Here is a 16,847-nt window from a genome sequence, read left to right as displayed (position 1 = left end):
ACTCCAGTGTTTGGGCTTTCTGTATTTAGAAAAGCAGTGTTTAAAAATGACGCAAAAGTTTACTTGTTTTTGGCTTACTCTGCCAGTAGCTGTTGCAGCAAGTTTTTTTGAGCCTGTTGCTGGTGACGCATCTCCAGCCGTTGGCACTCAATAATGGACCTGAGCTGGAACAGCGCCTGCTCGAAGTCTTCGTTGATAATGACATAGTCATACTCGTCGTAGTGCACCATTTCGGCAATGGCTTTCGCCATCCGGCCGGCAATCACTTCGGCGCTGTCCTGACCGCGCCCAATCAGGCGGCGCTCCAGCTCTTCGCGGCTGGGGGGCAGGATGAAAATGGATTTGGTCGGCATCTGCTCGCGGATCTGGCGGGCACCTTGCCAGTCGATGTCGAGGAATACGTCGATCCCCTTGGCCAGGCAGGCTTCGATGGCGGCGCGTGAGGTGCCGTAGTAGTTGCCGAATACTTCGGCCCACTCCAGAAAATCACCACGCTCGATCAGCGCCTTGAACTCTTCCACCTGAACGAAGTGGTAGTGTACGCCGTGCTCTTCGCCCGGGCGGGTGGCGCGAGTGGTGTGGGAAACCGATAGCTGCATCTTGCCAGCTTGATTGTGGTTGGTCAGCAAGGCATTGAGCAGACTGGATTTACCCGCGCCGCTCGGAGAAGAGATGATATAGAGTGTGCCTTGTTGCGCCATATTATTACCTTTAATCGAAACCGCTGTTTTGGTTGTAGCAGAGACCGCCGTCTTGTGCCCGAAAGGGAGACAGCCAAACGCAAAACGCGGAAAATTCTTGAGTCAGGGTGATGTAAAGGCGGCGAATTTTACCAGAATGCGGCGAATAAAAAAACGGCCGGAATCATATTCCAGCCGATCAAAGTATTCGTAGCTTGCTGCGGGAGCGTAACCCACATCAGCCTGCATTGTGCCTTTGGCTGAGGGCAGAGGCTATCAGGTTATCCCTGCCTGATGGCTCGGAATTCCCGAGGTGCCCTGTCATTACGGCAGTTGACGATCTGCACAGAGGCGGTCGAAGGCGGTGATCACCTGCTCGCTGGTGATTTTTCGCATGGCCTCCGGGTCTTTGAGACGGGTGCGCCAGCTCAATTCGGCCAGCGGCTTGCCGGTCTCCTGTTCGACCAGCTCCTGATAGACGCTGACCACGTAGTCGCGGCACAGATAGGGGCCGGTGCGGGCCGGATTGTGGTGGGCATAGAGACCGATCACCGGCGTGCCCACTATGGTGGCCATATGGGTGGGGCCGGTATCGGGGGCCAGCACCAGACTCGCCTCACCAATCAGCGCCAGCAGTTGCTTGAGGTTGGTCTGCCCCACCAGATCGACCGGTTTGCTCTGGCTTAAGCGCTGGATCTCGGCAGCCAGATCCCGCTCCAGTTTGGCAGGCCCGCCACAGAGATAGACCTGAAAGCCCTTGTTGGCGGCGTGATCTGCCAGCGCGGCATAGCCTGCGGCCGTCCAGTTTTTGAATGCCTTGCTGGCGGCTGCGCAGATAAGCAGAGTCGGTTTGCCGCCAATCTTCTCCCTTGCCCACGCCTGATGATCGGCGCTGATGGGCAGTTGCCAGTCCGGGGTCAGATCCTTGATGCCAAGCTCTTTGGCGAAGGCGAGGAAACCGTCCAGCACATGGGGGGAGGCAGGCGAAGGCACTTTGTGGTTGGTGAACAGCCACTGGCCGTCGTTGGCCCGCTCCCGATCAAACCCGAGTTTGACCTTGGCGCTGATGCCGAGGGTGGCAATGCTGGCCCGCATCGCCGCCTGCAGGTGGAGCAGGGCATCGAATTTGCGCCCCTTGAGGGTATGCCAGAGATCGCGATAGCCGCGCCACCCCTTGCTCTTGTCGAAGGGGATTACTTCGACGCCGGGCAGATCAGCAAACAGGGTTGCCTCGATTTTGCCGGTGATCCAGGTGATGCGGGTTTGTGGCCACTCCCGCTGGATGACGCGCACCAGCGCCAGTGCGTGGCAGCAATCCCCGATGGCGGAGAGCCGCAGGATGCAGATGGAGGAGGGGGGCGTTTGAAATAGCGGCATGTTGTGGCGCACGGCTGGCAAAAAGGGTGGATGGCATTATGCAAACTCCCCTCTGGATTGTAAAATTGCGCACAATCGTCAGCCGGGATAGGCCGGGCCCAGCGCCATGACCTGTCTCTGCACGTTGTTGATTAAAGGCCACTATTGCGGGCATGCCAGAGCGGCAGCCTCATCGCCAATTGAAAAATTGCGATCCATGACCCACCGAGCGGGATCTCCACGATGCGAGTACAGACCGAACACAACCAGATCTGCTGGTATGCCGAAGGGGCCTTTCGCGACCCTTCTCCCCAGTTATTCGATCCTGCCTGGTGGCAGAACAACCGTCAGGTGGTGGGAACCTCCATCGGACGGGGAGTGACCTGGTTCGTTAAGGATGAGTCCCGCCATCTGGTGCTGCGCCACTACTATCGTGGCGGCATGGTGGGCAAGGTGGTGCGGGATCGCTTTTGGTTCGAAGGGGTTGAGTCGAGCCGCGCCATGGCCGAATACACCCTGCTGGCCAAGCTGTGCGAGCTGGGGCTGCCGGTGCCGCGTCCGTTTGGTGCCCGCATGGTCAAACAGGGCCCCTTCTATCGTGCCGATATCCTGATTGAGCGAATTCGCGGTGCCAAGGATATGGTGGCGCTGCTCAAGCAGGGGCCGGTGGCGACCGAGGTGTGGCACAAGATAGGCCAGACGGTGCGCCAGCTGCACGATGCCGGGGTCTATCACGCCGATCTCAACAGCCACAACCTGCTGCTCGATAAAGAGGGCAAGGTGTGGGTGATCGATTTTGACAAGGGGGCGATCCGCTCCCCCGGCGAATGGCAGAAGGCCAATCTGGAACGCTTGCTCCGTTCATTCAATAAAGAGTCTCAACTGCATACCAGTTTCCACTTTGTACCGGAGAACTGGCAGACCTTGATGAACGGGTATCAGGGAAAAGCGATCTGACCCTGTTGCTCGGCGTGAACGCCAATGTTACTTATTGAGCAGGTATTCAGATCCTGTTTCGAGGCGCCCCATGGAAATGCTCAAGACACCTTTGGTCGATGTGACTGCCCGGCTTGATCCGGGTCTGCTGTCTGATGCCATGGCGCTGCTGGAGGCGGGGATCTGGAGCTGGTCAGCCCAACATGGACTGCAGCGTGATCCCTCCTGCCTGCGCCTGTTGGGATTGGGAGAGTGCTGGCCGGATGATCTCGGCTGGCTGGATCGGGTGCATCCCGACGATGTTGCCCGGCTGGAAGATGCCCTGCTCGCCTGCCAGAGCGGCCGCAGCAGCGGTCTGCGCCTCGAATACCGCATTCTGCATCATCACGGTCACTACATCCGGCTGGAAGAGCGGATGCGTCGTGATGAGCGGGGTTATCTGCTGGGGGTCGTCCGTCACCTCGATCCCGCTGCCGTGCTGGTGGAGGAGCGACATGGCACCGATCCGCTGACCGGTCTGGAGAGCCGTGGCCGTTTCGAGCAACTGCTTGAAGAGCGGCTGGCGACCGAGAGCGGCACTTTCAGTCTGCTGCAGTTTTCGGTCGATCACATGGCCAAAATCCAGCAGTTGTTTGGTGAAGCGGCTTGCGACGCCATGCTGGCCAAGCTGGCGCGTATCGTGCGCCACGAGCTGCGGCGGGAAGATCCCTTCGCCCGCTGGGATGAGGACGGTTTTATCCTGATGCTCTCCCAGACCGAGCGGATGAGTGCGCTGGAGATCGCCGAGCGGCTGCGCCTCGAGATTGCCGACGCCAGTCTGCTGTCACAGCGGCCGGTCACCGTCAGCATCGGGCTGGTGCAGAGTCAGGCTGGCGAGCAGCTCGATCATCTGCTGGCCCGGCTGGCCAGCTGTCACAGTCAGGCCAGACGGGAGCACAACACCGTCGTCGGCTGAGTGTGGTCAGGGTTGGCCGCGCTTGTCACGCTGGCAGATCCAGAGCGAGGCCAGCATCAGCAGGCCGCCGATGGTCAGTCGGGTCAGGTCGGTATCCTTGCCCCAGAGCAGCAGATTGACCAGCAAGCCGGCCGGAATGAGCGCATTGTTCATAATGGCCAGCACCCCGCTGGTGACCAGCGTCGCCCCCTTGTTCCAGAGGAAGTAGCCGAGGCCGGAGGCTCCCACCCCCAGCCAGAGCAGAATGCCCCACTGCAACCCTGACGTTGGGTATTGCGGCTTGCCCAGCAGCCACCAGGCGGGCAGTGCGATCACCAGCGCTCCCAGATAGAAGCAGCCGAACACCGCCAGTTGCGGCGGTTGCTCCGCCTCCCTTGCCAGCAGTACCTTGTAGCCCACTTGACCCAGGGCGAAACAGAGGTTGGCCCCCTGCACCACCAGAAATCCCAGCACATAGCTTTCGGTCAGGCCGTCGAAGCGAATGACGGCAGCCCCGAGCACCGCCAGCAGGGCGCCCCACAGATAGGTGGGCTTGAAGCGCCCCTCCAGCAGATCGTGGAGCAGGGTGACGTAGATGGGGGTGAAGATGGTAAAGACCAGCACTTCCGGCACCGTCAGCAGCAGGAAGGAGTGGTAGTAGAAGAGATACATGATGCCGAGCTGGATGGCGCCCAGCGCCATCAGCTTGGCCGCCAGATCAGGGCGCAGCCAGCGGCGGCGCAGGAAGGGGAGAAACACCAGACTGGCGAGGGCGATGCGGGTCAGCACCGAGAAGTAGGCATCCACCTGACCAGCGAGGTAGACCCCGATCAGGCTGAAGGAGAATGACCAGAGCAGGGTGACCCCTATCAAGTAGTTCATGTGTTTGATTTGTCATCAGTTGTCAATTTTAAGGGGGCTATGATGGCCGAGATGGAAGCGGCAATCCAGCGTTTATGGGCGCGATTGCCACAGGTCGGAGCATTTTCCTTTACCGCCAGCAATGGCGAGGGGTCGGCGACCGACTGGAATGGTCGCGGCGAGGGGCGTGTGCAGGTGACCGATCATCAGGGGGGCTGGCTGTTTAACGAGCAGGGCCGTTACATCACGCCTCATGGTAGGGAGCTCGCCATGCACAACCGCTTCTGGTGGCAGCGTAGCGAACGGGGGGTCCGTCTCTCCCATCTGCGTTATGAGGAGCCGGTCGAACTGTTCGAGCTGCTGCCGCAGGGGGATGGCCGCTGGCTGACCGCCGAGCCCCATATGTGCGGGGCGGATCACTACAGCGCCGAGTTGACCGAGATAGACGGCGGTTTTCTACTGAGCTGGCAGATCACCGGGCCGCGCAAGAACGAGCGACTCAGCTATCGCTATCTGGTCTGACGCCGGCTGGCAGGCATAAAAAAACCGGCGCAGAGCGCCGGTAGCGGGGGACAAATCGGAGGTTTTTTAAAACAGTCCCAAAAACAGGAGAGATAGACTCTCGTCACACATTCAGAGATGGACTTCAGGCATTCAGGGCATAGCTCAGCATGGCTTGCAGCTTGCTATCGAAGAACCAGGGCAGCAGTACCATCAGCAGGCCCAGGATCCCGGCCAGCCGCTGGCGATACTGCCAGCCGGCAATCAGTACCAGACCACCGCACAGTGTGGTCAGGATGCCTGACATAGGGAGACCTCGCGCTGCATGCGACGCTGTTGCGCCCACTGGTTCATGGCGACCGAGCCGAGGATCAGGGCCAGAGCAACACCTGTGGTGGGATGGATCTGCTCGCCGAGGAACAGGGCACCCAGCATCACGCCGAACAGCGGTACCAGATAGTTGCTGAAGGAGGCGAACGTCGGGCCAGCCTTCTGGATCAGCGCCATGTAGAGGAAGTAGACCAGACCGGTACAGAGGGTACCCAGTACAGTGATCGCGCTCAGGGCCTGGGTGCTCGGCAGGGTCAGGCTGCTGAGGTCAACCATGAAGGGGGCGACCAGCAGCAACTGGATTGCCGAGGAGATCAGGATATTGCGGGCGACCACGACCGGATGGTCCTTGGCGAAGCGCTTGATCATCAGCAGGCCGATGGCGAAGCAGCTGGCACCCAGCAGGATGGCCATGGCACCGAGCAGGCCGGCGTTCATGCCCTGGGAGAGTTTCGGCCAGAACAGGGTGAGTACACCGGCAAAGCCGATGATCACGGAAAGCAGACCGGTTTTGGTGATTCTTTCACCAGAAATAAACAGCGGTGCAGCCAGAATGGTCACAAACGGGATACAACCCATGACCACGGCGGCGATGGCGCTATCCACATACTGTTGGCCCCAGGCGACCATGATGAAGGGGATGGTGGCATCCAGCAGGGCGATCAGCATATAGGTGCGCCACGGGGTGTGCTCACTCTTGAGCCGCATGAACAGGCAGAGCAGACCCAGGGTCAGGCTGCCGCACAGGGCACGACCGGCAGCCACCAGAATGGGGGGCAACTCGGCAACGGCCTGGTGCATGAAAATGAATTGGGAACCCCACAGCAGGCCAATGGCCAGCAATAACAGATAGCTACGCATTTGAATCTCCGATGTATTAAGCCAGCGCATTCTAGGCAATCTGTTACTATGGTAAAAATGAATTGTTGGCATTTAACTATGGCTAATATCGATGGATAGCTCGCTCGCCCGTCTTGACCTCAACCTGCTCGCCGTATTCGACATGCTGATGCAGGAGCGCAACGTCACCCGTGCCGCCGAACGGCTGCATCTCTCCCAATCCACCGTCAGTCACGCCTTGGGGAGGCTGCGGGTGGCGCTGGATGACCCGCTGTTCGTGATGAGTCGGCGCGAGATGATGCCGACCGAGCGAGCCAAGGCGCTGGCCGGTCCGGTGCGCCAGGCGCTGGCGATGCTGGAGCAGGGATTGCGGCAGGCCAAGGGGTTTGATCCCGCAACCGCACGGCGGATTTTCCGTATCGCCACCCCGGGCTCGGTGGAGCACGGGCTGGTGCCGGTGCTGGTGGACAGACTCCATCGGCAGGCCCCTCACTGTCGCCTTGAGGTGTGCGAGCTGGCGGACAGCAACTACGAGCGGGAGCTGGAGAAGGGGGAGCTGGATCTGGTGATCGGTTTCGCCGGGGCGAATCATCTCTCACCCCGTTTGTGGCGGGAGGAGTGGTTCAACAACCCGCTGGTTTGCCTGTCGCCGCTCGGCAGCGAATTGCCCGATGTGCTGACTCCGGTCGAGCTGGTGAGCCGTCCCCACATCCACACCTCCAGCTGGGGTCACAGTCAGGCGATGGTGGAGCTCTGGCTGGCCCGTTTCGGGGTGGAGCGGGAGCTGGGCGTGCGGTTGCCGAGCTTTATGGCGGTGCCGCCGCTGATGGCGACCGGCCGCTATCTGGTGGTGGTGCCCGAGATGATCGGGCGCCACTTCTGCCGCTATTACCCGCTGCGGATGCATCAACTCGACCCCGCCATCCCCATCGTCTACCTGATGGCGGGGCACCCGCTGACCGCCCATGACGAGGCGATCGGCTGGTTCAAGAGCCTGCTGCACCAGCTGGTGTTCGACCTCTACGGCGACGATGCGCTCGGTACTCCCGCTCAGCGGATGCTGGCGAAGTAGTCGAGCCCCATGGCGCTTTTCACCTCCGCCAATACCTCATCGGTGATGATGCGGGCCTGCTCGGTGCCCTGATAGAGCAGTTCCAGCAGCATCTTCTTGTCGGCAATGGCCGCGGCCCGGCGCTCCCGCATCGGGGCGAGCAGGGTCTGCAGGCAGTCATTGAGCACCTGTTTGCAGCGCATGTCCCCCAGTCCGCCGCGCCGGTAGTGGGCTTTCATCTCGGCGACCAGCGCCTTGTCGGGGTGGAAAGCATCGAGATAGGCGAACACCGTATTTCCCTCCACCTGACCGGGATCGCTCACCTTGAGGTGGTTGGGGTCGGTATACATGGCGAACACCGCCTGTTTGATCTCTTCCGCCGACATGCCGAGCTCTATGGTATTGCCGAGGGATTTGGACATCTTGGCCTTGCCGTCGATGCCGGGCAGGCGGCCGGTGTCGCTCAGGATCGGCTGGCATTCGGTCAGCACCTCTTTGCCTACCAGAGAGTTGAAGCGGCGGACGATCTCGTTGGTCTGCTCCAGCATCGGCAGCTGATCTTCCCCGACCGGCACATGGCTGGCGCGAAAGGCGGTGATGTCGGCTGCCTGACTCACCGGATAAACCAGAAAACCGGCCGGCAGCGTACGTTCGAACCCTTTCTGCTGGATCTCCGCCTTGACGGTGGGGTTGCGCTCCAGCCGCGCGACGCTGACCAGATTGAGGTAGTAGCAGGTGAGTTCGGCGAGGGCGGGCAGGGCGCTTTGCAGACAGAAGGTTGTCTTGGCTGGGTCGAGGCCGACCGCCAGATAGTCGGCCATCACCTCCAGCACGTTGTCGGTCACCTTGGCCGGATTGTGGCCGTTGTCGGTCAGCGCCTGCAGGTCGGCGATCATCACGAATTGACGGTAGTGGTGCTGGGCTTCGACGCGCTGGCGCAGGGAGCCGACATAGTGGCCGATGTGCAGTTTGCCGGTGGGACGATCGCCAGTCAGGATTACGGGGTTGTGCATGTCACTCTCTCCAGTTGGGTGAGCCGGGAGGCGACAAAGGGATAAAAACAGTTGACCGCCTCTCGGCGGTCACGGTGTTTTCTTTGGGAAATTTACAATAGAAACGCGGTGCCGCCTGTTTAGGAGCAGCACCACCAGTAGTTGTGATTGAATGAGGTCATGTTCATAGCAAATCAAACTACGCCGGTTTCATTACTTCTGCAAGGGGACGACCAGCAGATCGCAGGGCACCGTATTCATCAGCTGACGGGCGCTGGAGGTGAGCAGGCTCCAGAAGCTCTGGCGATGGCCGCACACCAGCAGGTCGATCTCGTACTCCTTGACTGCCTGATTGACCCGCTCGCTCAGATCGCCGCAGATCACCAGCTTCTTCTCGATGGGGTAGTCCACCGAAGCGAGGAAGGCCTCCAGCTTCTCTTTCGCTTCGGCGATCACCTGATCCTGCACGTTGTCGATATCGATATCGATCATCTCGGTGTAGAGATCCTTGAGGTCCACATCGACATGGATAACCGACAGCTTGGCGCCGTTGGAGCGGGCTCTGTCGACTGCTTTGTCGATCACCTTGCGGTTGTCTTCAGAGAGGTCGATCGCGGCCAGAATATGCTTGTAATAGGTTGTTCCACTCATGGGGGTTCTCCTTACCGATCCTTCAGCCCACTATACCAATCTCTGCTGAAACTAAAATGGTGCCTCAGGCACAGTTTTGGGATTTAAATGAGTTTAATGACGTGTGACACAGGGTCAGCCACTCAGTTATTAACCACCATTTGCCTATAAATTAAACAGGAGTTTGACGCCGGTCACACCCCCCGGCTTGCCGATCAGGGGGGAGAGGCATAGGATGGGCCCGTGCTTCGCAATGAACACAAAACAACAAAAAGCATCTGAATACCGCTTTGGGGAGCCACGTGCTCCCTTTTGTTTTTCTGCCTCAATTCCCGCGGCTTTTCTGACTGATAGCGATCCGGCATCAAGTTAATCTCCTTCGATTTGGTTATGCTGTAGCCAGTTTCTTTGGAGGCCTTCCCATGATCATTCATCCCCAGATTCAAGGTTGTGTTGCCCGCAACTGTCACCCCATCGGCTGTCGCGCCGCCGTGCAGCAGCAGATCGAACGGATCAAGGCCGCTGGCCCGTTCAACGGCCCCAAGCGGGTGCTGGTGCTGGGTGCCTCCTCCGGGTTTGGACTGGCGTCGCGCATTGCACTCGCCTTTGGTGCCGGTGCCGACACCATTGGTATCTCCTTCGAGCGCGGCCCTTCCGACAAAGGATTGGGCAGCGCCGGCTGGTACAACAACATCTGGTTTCGCAAGGAGGCGGAGCAGGAGGGGCGTATCGCCATCAACCTGATCGGTGATGCCTTCTCCGACGGCATGCGTCAGCAGGCCATCGACACCATCCGTCAGCAGCTGGGGCAGGTGGATCTGGTGATCTATTCGATGGCGAGCGGCATCCGGGTGCTGCCCGACGGCACGCAGGTGCGCTCCGTGCTCAAGACCACCGGCCAGCCATTCAGCGGCTGGGGGCTGGATCTGGAGCGCGATACTCTGGTGCAGCAGTCGCTGGCGCCTGCCACGCCGGAGGAGATCCGCGATACCGTCACCGTGATGGGGGGCGAGGATTGGCAGCTCTGGATGCAGGCGTTGCAGCAGGCCGATTGTCTGGCCCCCGGTGCCCAAACCGTCGCTTACTCCTATATCGGCCCCGAATCCACCTATCCCCTCTATCGGGATGGCACCATCGGTTATGCCAAGGAGCATCTGCACGCCACCGCCGAGACCATCAACCTGCAGCTGGCCGAGATTGGTGGCCATGCCTGGGTGTCAGTCTGCAAGGCGTTGGTAACCAAGGCGAGCGCCTATATTCCGGTGTTGCCGGTCTATCTGGGCCTGCTGATGGGGGTGATGAAGGAGCGCGGTGTGCACGAAGGCTGCATCGAGCAGATGCAGCGACTGTTTGCCGCCAAGATGTACGGGCCCAATGGGGTGGTGGCCGATGGCAACCGGCTGATCCGAATGGATGACCACGAGCTGGACTCGGCCATTCAGGCCGCCGTCTCGGCGCTCTGGCCCAAGGTGACGCCGGACAATTTCCACGCGCTGGGGGACTTTGCCGGGCTGCGGCAGGATTTCATGCAGCTCAACGGCTTCGAGCTGCCGGGCGTAGATTATGCTGCGCCCGTGGATGTCGCCTCCCTTGGGGAGCTGACCCCCTGAGCTGAAAGAAACGGGATCTCCCTCTCGTTGGCGGGTTGATTCGCGGCGGGAGTGTGGCGACAATCGATACCAAATCACTGAGGAGAAACAAGATGCTGGCCCAAGCCATGATTGAGAAGTTGAACGAGCAGATTAACCTGGAGTTCTACTCCTCCAATCTCTATCTGCAGATGAGCGCCTGGTGCGAAGACAAGGGCTTTGAAGGGGCGGCGACCTTCCTGCGTCAGCACGCGGTCGAGGAGCGCCAGCACATGGAGCGTCTGTTCACCTATGTGAGCGAGACCGGCGCCATGCCCAAGCTGGGTGCCATCGATGCCCCTCCCCACGAGTTCAAGTCGCTGGGCGACGTGTTCCGTACCACCCTGGAGCACGAGTACCACATCACCAAGTGCATCAATGGTCTGGCCCACGTAGCCTTCACCACTCAGGACTACTCCACTTTCAACTTCCTGCAGTGGTATGTGGCCGAGCAGCATGAAGAGGAGAAGTTGTTCAAGAGCATCGTCGACCGTCTGGGTCTGGTGGGTGAAGATGGCAAAGGCCTCTACTTCATCGACAAGGAGCTGGCCGAACTGGCCAAGGGCGCCCCTGCCAGCATCATGGACAGCAACGCCTGATAGTCGTGGACACTTAGTGTTCAGCCAGTACAATAACGGCCCTTTTAAGGGCCGTTGTTTATTCTGGTGGGCAGCCACTATGGTTCTGTTCCGCCAGAGGCAATCTCGGTTCTGGCCAGGTGCCGTTTCTATTTTGATAAGTGAGTGATGATGAAGCAGGTCGATGTGGTGGTGATCGGGGCCGGTGCGGCCGGATTGATGTGTGCGGCGCAGGCGGGCTACCGTGGCCGCTCCGTGCTGGTGCTCGACAACGCCAAGAAGCCGGGCCGCAAAATCCTCATCAGTGGCGGTGGCCGCTGCAACTTCACCAACCATCAGGCGGGCGCTCACGCCTACCTGTCGGAGAATCCCCACTTCAGCAAGTCGGCGCTGGCCCGCTACACCCAGCAGGACTTTATCGATCTGGTGGATCGCCACGGGGTCAGCTATCACGAACGCACCCTGGGGCAGCTGTTTTGTCTCGAGAGCGCCAAGGATATCGTCGATGTGTTGCTCACCGAGTGCGACTGGGCCGGGGTGACCCTGCAGTTCCAGACCGAAATCCTCACCGTCAGCAAGCAGGACGAAGGCTTTGTGTTGACCACCAGCAAGGGTGAGATCGGCTGCCACTCGCTGGTGGTGGCGACCGGCGGTCTCTCCATGCCCAAGCTGGGCGCGACTCCGTATGGCTTCAAGCTGGCGGAGCAGTTCGGTCTCAAGGTGCTGCCGACCCGCGCAGGTCTGGTGCCCTTTACCCTCCATCAGGCAGAGAAAGAGGCGTTCGCCGATCTGGCGGGCATCAGCCTGCCGGTGGCGGTGACCGCCGAGGATGGCACCTGCTTCAAGGAGGCGATGCTGTTCACCCATCGCGGCCTCTCCGGTCCCGTCATCCTGCAGATCTCCTCCTACTGGCATGCCGGCGAGAAGATCCACATCAACCTGCTGCCGGAGCTGGATATTCCGGCCGCCCTGCGCGAGTGGGCGCAAGCGCACCCCGCGCAGGAGCTGAAAACCGTGCTGGGGCGCGAGCTGCCCAAGCGTTTCGTCGACAAGCTGGTGGAGCTGGGGCAGCTGGTCAGCAAGCCGATGCGTCAGTACAACGAGCGGGAACTTGAGGCGATCACCAACCTGCTGGGTGACTGGCAGATCCTGCCCAACGGCACCGAGGGGTATCGCACCGCTGAAGTGACTTTGGGCGGCGTCGATACCAACGAGCTCTCCTCCAAGACCATGGAAGCGCGCAAGGTACCGGGCCTCTACTTCATCGGTGAAGTGGTGGATGTGACCGGCTGGCTCGGTGGCTACAACTTCCAGTGGGCCTGGTCTTCCGGTTGGGTGGCCGGGCAGTACTGCTAATTCGGGTATATCCCCTGTTGGAGAGCCCAAGAGAACATTATGTATAAGTGTGGTTTTTCATTGCCGACATACTGGGGGCCGAGTATGTCGGCTTGGGGCTGTGCCTACAGTTATCTGTTCATGATTACGTGTTACCGCATTCCCTAGAAAATTCCTCTAAGGTATATAAAATCATATACAATGTAGTTCAACAGAACGTTGAGATTAAATAAAATCATGACAAAGCAATATAAGTATAACGACACGTTCATATTTGAACCTGAGACATACAGAATTATTCTTGACGAGAAAGAAATAAAGCTCAGTCAAAAAGAAACCGTATTGCTGGAAGTGCTTTGTGATAATAGTCTGCGAGTTGTTGAAAGAAAAAAAATACTTGATGATATTTGGGGTGAAACAGAAAGCAGGGATATTAGTCTCAACAAAACAATTCTTCTACTACGTAGGAAGTTTGAGTCTATCGGGATTTTCAATTCTATAGAAACAATTCCTCGTGTGGGTTACATTTTCAAGTTGGAGGTTGAACTTGGTCATGGTGATGAATTGTCACACCGTACGGAGGTGATCACAAAGACTGAGGAATCCGATGATGTTGATGCAAACGAGGAACAAAGACTCTTTGATCGCGGTAGACTTGATAAATATATATTAATGTTCTTTGTTTTTATTGTTACTGTCATTTCAGCTATTACATCATATTATATTTTGACAGAAAAAGATGAGGTTTCATTAGAATTTAGAAAGCTTGAAAAGATAAAGGAATTAGCAACACCAAGTGTTAATCGTATTGTTATGTATACAGAGGATATTCGTTCCCCTGACGAGTATAAATATATTGAAAAGTTGATAAAAAAAGACCGAAACTTTTATGCTCTTGCATCAAAAGATGCATTCTCATATTTGGACTTTAATATAAAGGATAATATAGTTTGGCAAAAAACATTTTTAATGGATGAGCGGCTGGACATAAAGAAACAGCTGGAATGCATTGCTCAGAATATTAATCTTGAAGCTGTTTCACCGATCAATGTACACGATATTCCTGGGATGGGATTTGTGCGTTTGAGATTCTATCGCCCATGCCAGATTAAAGCAGACTATATCGGTTATATGTTGATCAAAACTACCGGCATTGATAATGATAATGTTGAACAAGCCGCATGGGCTCAAGATTTGATGTTTAACGATGCAAAGCAAAACATGGTGTTTGAAATAAAAAAGATTTCTCGCGTGCATTTTTATGAGAATGGTTTGAGACATCTTGAGAATAAGTCATTGAAGGTCAAATCGATACAGCAAGATATTTTGCAAGCCGATCCTCAAATTTATACCATTTTTGATCAATTTACACAGGATGATGCTTATTTGCGCACAATTAAGATAAAAAATGAGATTGTTCATGTAACAAGTCTTTTTGGTGGGGTTTTATTTTATACAAAAGTATTCAATGGTAAAAATAGTTAGTACTTTAAGAAAGTTGAGTGTCTCATTAATATGGATGATTACTTGTCGCCAGATAGAGAAATGACTGACACATTGTTTTATAAATAGAATTATCGGTAATGAGATGTTAATAAAGTCAGAATAATAATGCTTGTTTTGATATGGAGTTATAAGTAAAAGCTAATATATAAAGCGTATGTGTCAAGTTACAATCTGATATCAGCGTCAAAGTGATATCAAATTATAACTTAATCTTTACTTTATATGTAACGAGCCGAAGCAGCACTTCCAAATTTTCTGGGCATTTAATCTACCGTAAATACAATTATTCCCGCACCTCGATGTAAACCTAGAGTATTCACGCCTGAAAATAGGCATTTAGCGATCACTTTTTTCCGCATTCCATATTGCACTGTTAACTTATGAGGTTTATTTGGACCAGAACCTAAATCAAGATTACAATAACCTCCACCATCTAAAACCAATTGACCTTTTTCATCGGTTAATTTAATTGTGCCTGAGGTTGTATTCGTACACTCTAAGTAACTTTCTGCACTTGCAGACATATTTTTAAATTCGCTTGCTGTACCTTTTGCATTTATGGAAATGTTAGGGCCAAATTTACAACTCTCAGCTGGTTTATAACCTGATACGCAATTTGATATTGGTCCAGGATATGAGGCTGATTGTACTATATCTCTTCCATAAAAAAGACATAAATCAGGGCCTGATTTAAGTCTACGACTACCGATAGTATCATATAAGGGTCTCTGAAGTACGCCATTATTTCGCCAGCAAGAAATAACCTTTCCTAACGTTTTATTTTCATTGGAATTTACACAGCTTCGCCATGACTCTGAGTTAATGCCACCGGCATCATATGATTTATACCCATCAAGTTGTTTGTTTGGCCATGACCTTTCAACTAACCAAGCTAATATGGAACAATCACCCCATTTCTTACCAGCACATAAATTAGGCGTGAGATCATTATTATCTCCCCCAATAATTACCGCTTTCATATATGGATCGCCTTTCGTTGTAAGTCCTGGAGCTTCGGTTAAAGAAATGGAAAGGCTAGATGCATAGGTATTTGTTATGCCAAGTAAAAAAACAAACATAACATTTGTTATGAAGCACCAAAAGTAACCAAGGTGTTTTTTAAAATCACTGGTGCTAAATACACCTCGTATTATTTCGAAAAAAAAGACCATATAACCTCAGTATCACATAAATATTAATAAGGTGCTAAAAATTGCTATTAAGAGAGCATGGAGCATGATGCTTAACTTAAGTTTAAGACTTATCCACCACCACATGTAGAAATTTAGTAAGCCACGGGGGGTCGTCGAAAATCTCGAGAAGGAACACTGTGGATTCTAATTTTAACTCAGTATCTTTACTCATACTCTAGCTTGAAGTTGGCACTTGTACTAAACGTACCTGATACCAAGCCCGTTTGTCCCGATGGTAGCAATTGCACATAGGTCGCAAAGGTCAGTACGTTGTCACCAGCAGTTAACATCAATGCACGGCTTGCTTTGTTGAGGGGTAATGCCTTTCCCTGATGCTCCAGTCCGATGGCAATCCCTTTGGCGGTACTGTCCCCCATCAGCGCCAGCAAGTCCGGATTGTCTGGCGCTCCTTGACCACTGAATGTCACCTTCACACCCTTGGAGATATCGGGGTCACACTCTTCAAGATGAAGCTGAAACTCTCTACTTGGTGTGCGTTTGTCCCTCAATAACTCTTTGTTCACGATATTGCCAAAGTTGACGGTGATGGTTTCATCACCGGGGCGCAGCGAACAGGCTTGATTGACTACCTCTGCGACAACATTAATCATCAAGTTATCACTCCCCGCCTGAGCTTGAGACGGGAGAAGCATGCCCTGCAATGTGATCAATATGAACCACAGGTAACGAACACCTGAGTGGGCCGCGCGCGGAGAAGAGCCTGGCGACATATTTATCTCTCTATTTTGCATCTTGAGCGGGCAACAAATGGCAGATCCCGGTGCAGCGGTAGCTCAGGGTTCGACGGCCGCCGTAGTCATCCACATAGGTAAAAGTGGGTTGCTGGCCAAGCTGGGCCACACCAAGATTGACCATGGCACTGCTATTGGGGGCAATCATGACTGGCTCAAATCCCGTAGTACTACCCGCATTGAGTGTGCGGGCCCCATCCACAATGGAGATGTAGTAAGGGGTCGGATTGGTCAACTGGTATTTTCCTCCTACCGCTTGCAGGGTAACTTTTTCTTGCCACGGCGCTTGGTTGCTGCCCGGCTCAACCAGCAGAGTTGCGGGGCGGTAGAAGAACTTGATCCGGGTTTGCAGTGCAAGCTGCAGGGTGTTTGGCTTGTCGCTGCGAGGGGGAATCTCCCGCAAGTTGAAGTAGAACAAGCTCTCTTTATCCTGGGGCAGCAGAGCGACAGCGGGTAATGCTTGCACCTTGACCAGGCTCTCCATACCCGGCTCCAGCCGCTGAACCGGTGGCAACAGGGTGAACGGACTATTTATCTTGTTGCCATTGGCATCTTCCAGCCAGGCCTGGGCCAGGTAAGGCAGTGTTTTGTTGTTATTGTGGATCGTCAGGCTCATTGAATTGGCTCCCGCCGGGTAGATCACCCGGGTACGATCCAATGAGACGGCAGCCTGAACCTGGCTAGCCATCATGGTTAGCAATAGAGGCAGAGTGAACAACAGTTTCTTGGTCATATCGGTTTATC

General features: G+C 55.4%; 18 protein-coding genes. 8 read left to right on the top strand and 10 right to left on the bottom strand.

Features of this window, described 5'->3' with window-relative positions:
* Positions 1-74: 74 nt before the first annotated feature.
* Positions 75-701: a guanylate kinase gene (gene gmk / locus G5287_RS13205; RefSeq protein WP_005339253.1), complete on the bottom strand. Its 627-nt coding sequence runs from the start codon at positions 699-701 to the stop codon at positions 75-77.
* Positions 702-1,004: 303 nt separating this feature from the next.
* The gene (locus G5287_RS13200) at positions 1,005-2,057 is read right to left on the bottom strand and encodes a glycosyltransferase family 9 protein (protein WP_421172827.1); all 1,053 of its coding nucleotides are present in this window, start codon (positions 2,055-2,057) and stop codon (positions 1,005-1,007) included.
* Positions 2,058-2,279: 222 nt separating this feature from the next.
* On the opposite strand from G5287_RS13200, the gene G5287_RS13195 reads away from it, so the two are divergent.
* Positions 2,280-2,993 carry a 3-deoxy-D-manno-octulosonic acid kinase gene (locus tag G5287_RS13195; protein WP_005357122.1) on the top strand — a complete coding sequence of 238 codons (714 nt, stop codon included), beginning with the start codon at positions 2,280-2,282 and terminating at the stop codon, positions 2,991-2,993.
* Positions 2,994-3,063: 70 nt separating this feature from the next.
* Positions 3,064-3,927 (top strand): GGDEF domain-containing protein, encoded by an 864-nt coding sequence (locus tag G5287_RS13190; RefSeq protein WP_040069586.1) that lies wholly within the window; start codon positions 3,064-3,066, stop codon positions 3,925-3,927.
* Positions 3,928-3,933: 6 nt separating this feature from the next.
* Here the strand turns inward: G5287_RS13190 and G5287_RS13185 are convergent, their stop codons facing one another.
* Positions 3,934-4,788, bottom strand: coding sequence for a carboxylate/amino acid/amine transporter (locus G5287_RS13185; protein WP_021230468.1), 855 nt, complete (start codon positions 4,786-4,788; stop codon positions 3,934-3,936).
* 42 nt (positions 4,789-4,830) lie between these two features.
* Between G5287_RS13185 and G5287_RS13180 the strand changes: the two genes are divergently transcribed.
* The gene (locus G5287_RS13180) at positions 4,831-5,289 is read left to right on the top strand and encodes a DUF6314 family protein (RefSeq protein WP_421231442.1); all 459 of its coding nucleotides are present in this window, start codon (positions 4,831-4,833) and stop codon (positions 5,287-5,289) included.
* 124 nt (positions 5,290-5,413) lie between these two features.
* Here G5287_RS13180 and G5287_RS13175 read toward each other — a convergent pair whose 3' ends face one another.
* Both G5287_RS13175 and G5287_RS13170 read right to left on the bottom strand, forming a co-directional pair.
* Positions 5,414-5,575 carry a hypothetical protein gene (locus G5287_RS13175; protein ID WP_005339236.1) on the bottom strand — a complete coding sequence of 54 codons (162 nt, stop codon included), beginning with the start codon at positions 5,573-5,575 and terminating at the stop codon, positions 5,414-5,416.
* Positions 5,560-6,459, bottom strand: coding sequence for a DMT family transporter (locus tag G5287_RS13170; RefSeq protein ID WP_005355734.1), 900 nt, complete (start codon positions 6,457-6,459; stop codon positions 5,560-5,562). The genes G5287_RS13175 and G5287_RS13170 overlap by 16 nt, the downstream gene beginning before the upstream one ends.
* 91 nt (positions 6,460-6,550) lie before the next feature.
* Between G5287_RS13170 and G5287_RS13165 the strand changes: the two genes are divergently transcribed.
* Positions 6,551-7,510 (top strand): LysR family transcriptional regulator, encoded by a 960-nt coding sequence (locus tag G5287_RS13165; RefSeq protein ID WP_042656845.1) that lies wholly within the window; start codon positions 6,551-6,553, stop codon positions 7,508-7,510.
* On the opposite strand, the gene trpS is transcribed toward G5287_RS13165, so the two are convergent.
* Complete coding sequence (trpS, locus tag G5287_RS13160; protein ID WP_069529120.1) at positions 7,489-8,502, bottom strand: tryptophan--tRNA ligase; 1,014 nt, start codon at positions 8,500-8,502, stop codon at positions 7,489-7,491. The two genes, G5287_RS13165 and trpS, sit on opposite strands and share 22 nt — an antisense overlap.
* A gap of 192 nt (positions 8,503-8,694) precedes the next feature.
* Complete coding sequence (locus G5287_RS13155; protein ID WP_005339229.1) at positions 8,695-9,132, bottom strand: universal stress protein; 438 nt, start codon at positions 9,130-9,132, stop codon at positions 8,695-8,697.
* A gap of 401 nt (positions 9,133-9,533) precedes the next feature.
* Between G5287_RS13155 and fabV the strand changes: the two genes are divergently transcribed.
* The 4 genes from fabV (at position 9,534) to G5287_RS13135 (ending at position 14,137) form a co-directional block, all read left to right on the top strand.
* Positions 9,534-10,721: an enoyl-ACP reductase FabV gene (gene fabV, locus G5287_RS13150; RefSeq protein WP_227341711.1), complete on the top strand. Its 1,188-nt coding sequence runs from the start codon at positions 9,534-9,536 to the stop codon at positions 10,719-10,721.
* A gap of 92 nt (positions 10,722-10,813) precedes the next feature.
* The gene (gene ftnA, locus G5287_RS13145) at positions 10,814-11,338 is read left to right on the top strand and encodes a non-heme ferritin (protein ID WP_005339225.1); all 525 of its coding nucleotides are present in this window, start codon (positions 10,814-10,816) and stop codon (positions 11,336-11,338) included.
* Between the two features lie 150 nt (positions 11,339-11,488).
* Positions 11,489-12,673, top strand: coding sequence for an NAD(P)/FAD-dependent oxidoreductase (locus tag G5287_RS13140; protein ID WP_421172825.1), 1,185 nt, complete (start codon positions 11,489-11,491; stop codon positions 12,671-12,673).
* 216 nt (positions 12,674-12,889) lie between these two features.
* The gene (locus G5287_RS13135) at positions 12,890-14,137 is read left to right on the top strand and encodes a winged helix-turn-helix domain-containing protein (protein WP_216952567.1); all 1,248 of its coding nucleotides are present in this window, start codon (positions 12,890-12,892) and stop codon (positions 14,135-14,137) included.
* A gap of 284 nt (positions 14,138-14,421) precedes the next feature.
* Here G5287_RS13135 and G5287_RS13130 read toward each other — a convergent pair whose 3' ends face one another.
* From G5287_RS13130 to G5287_RS13120, 3 genes are all read right to left on the bottom strand, one after another.
* A complete protein-coding gene (locus tag G5287_RS13130) occupies positions 14,422-15,330 on the bottom strand; it encodes a hypothetical protein (RefSeq protein WP_216952568.1) in 909 nt (302 codons plus the stop codon).
* Positions 15,331-15,515: 185 nt separating this feature from the next.
* A complete protein-coding gene (locus tag G5287_RS13125; protein ID WP_216954480.1) occupies positions 15,516-15,962 on the bottom strand; it encodes a fimbrial protein in 447 nt (148 codons plus the stop codon).
* 130 nt (positions 15,963-16,092) lie between these two features.
* On the bottom strand, positions 16,093-16,836 hold the full coding sequence (locus G5287_RS13120; protein WP_216952570.1) for a fimbria/pilus periplasmic chaperone: 744 nt from the start codon (positions 16,834-16,836) through the stop codon (positions 16,093-16,095).
* Between the last annotated feature and the right edge of the window lie 11 nt (positions 16,837-16,847).

The sequence above is a fragment of the Aeromonas sp. 603079 genome (assembly GCF_049172135.1).
GTDB classification, from domain to species: Bacteria; Pseudomonadota; Gammaproteobacteria; order Enterobacterales; family Aeromonadaceae; genus Aeromonas; species Aeromonas veronii.
Note: the sequence above shows the minus strand (reverse complement) of the source record. Positions and strands in the feature narration are given on the sequence as shown.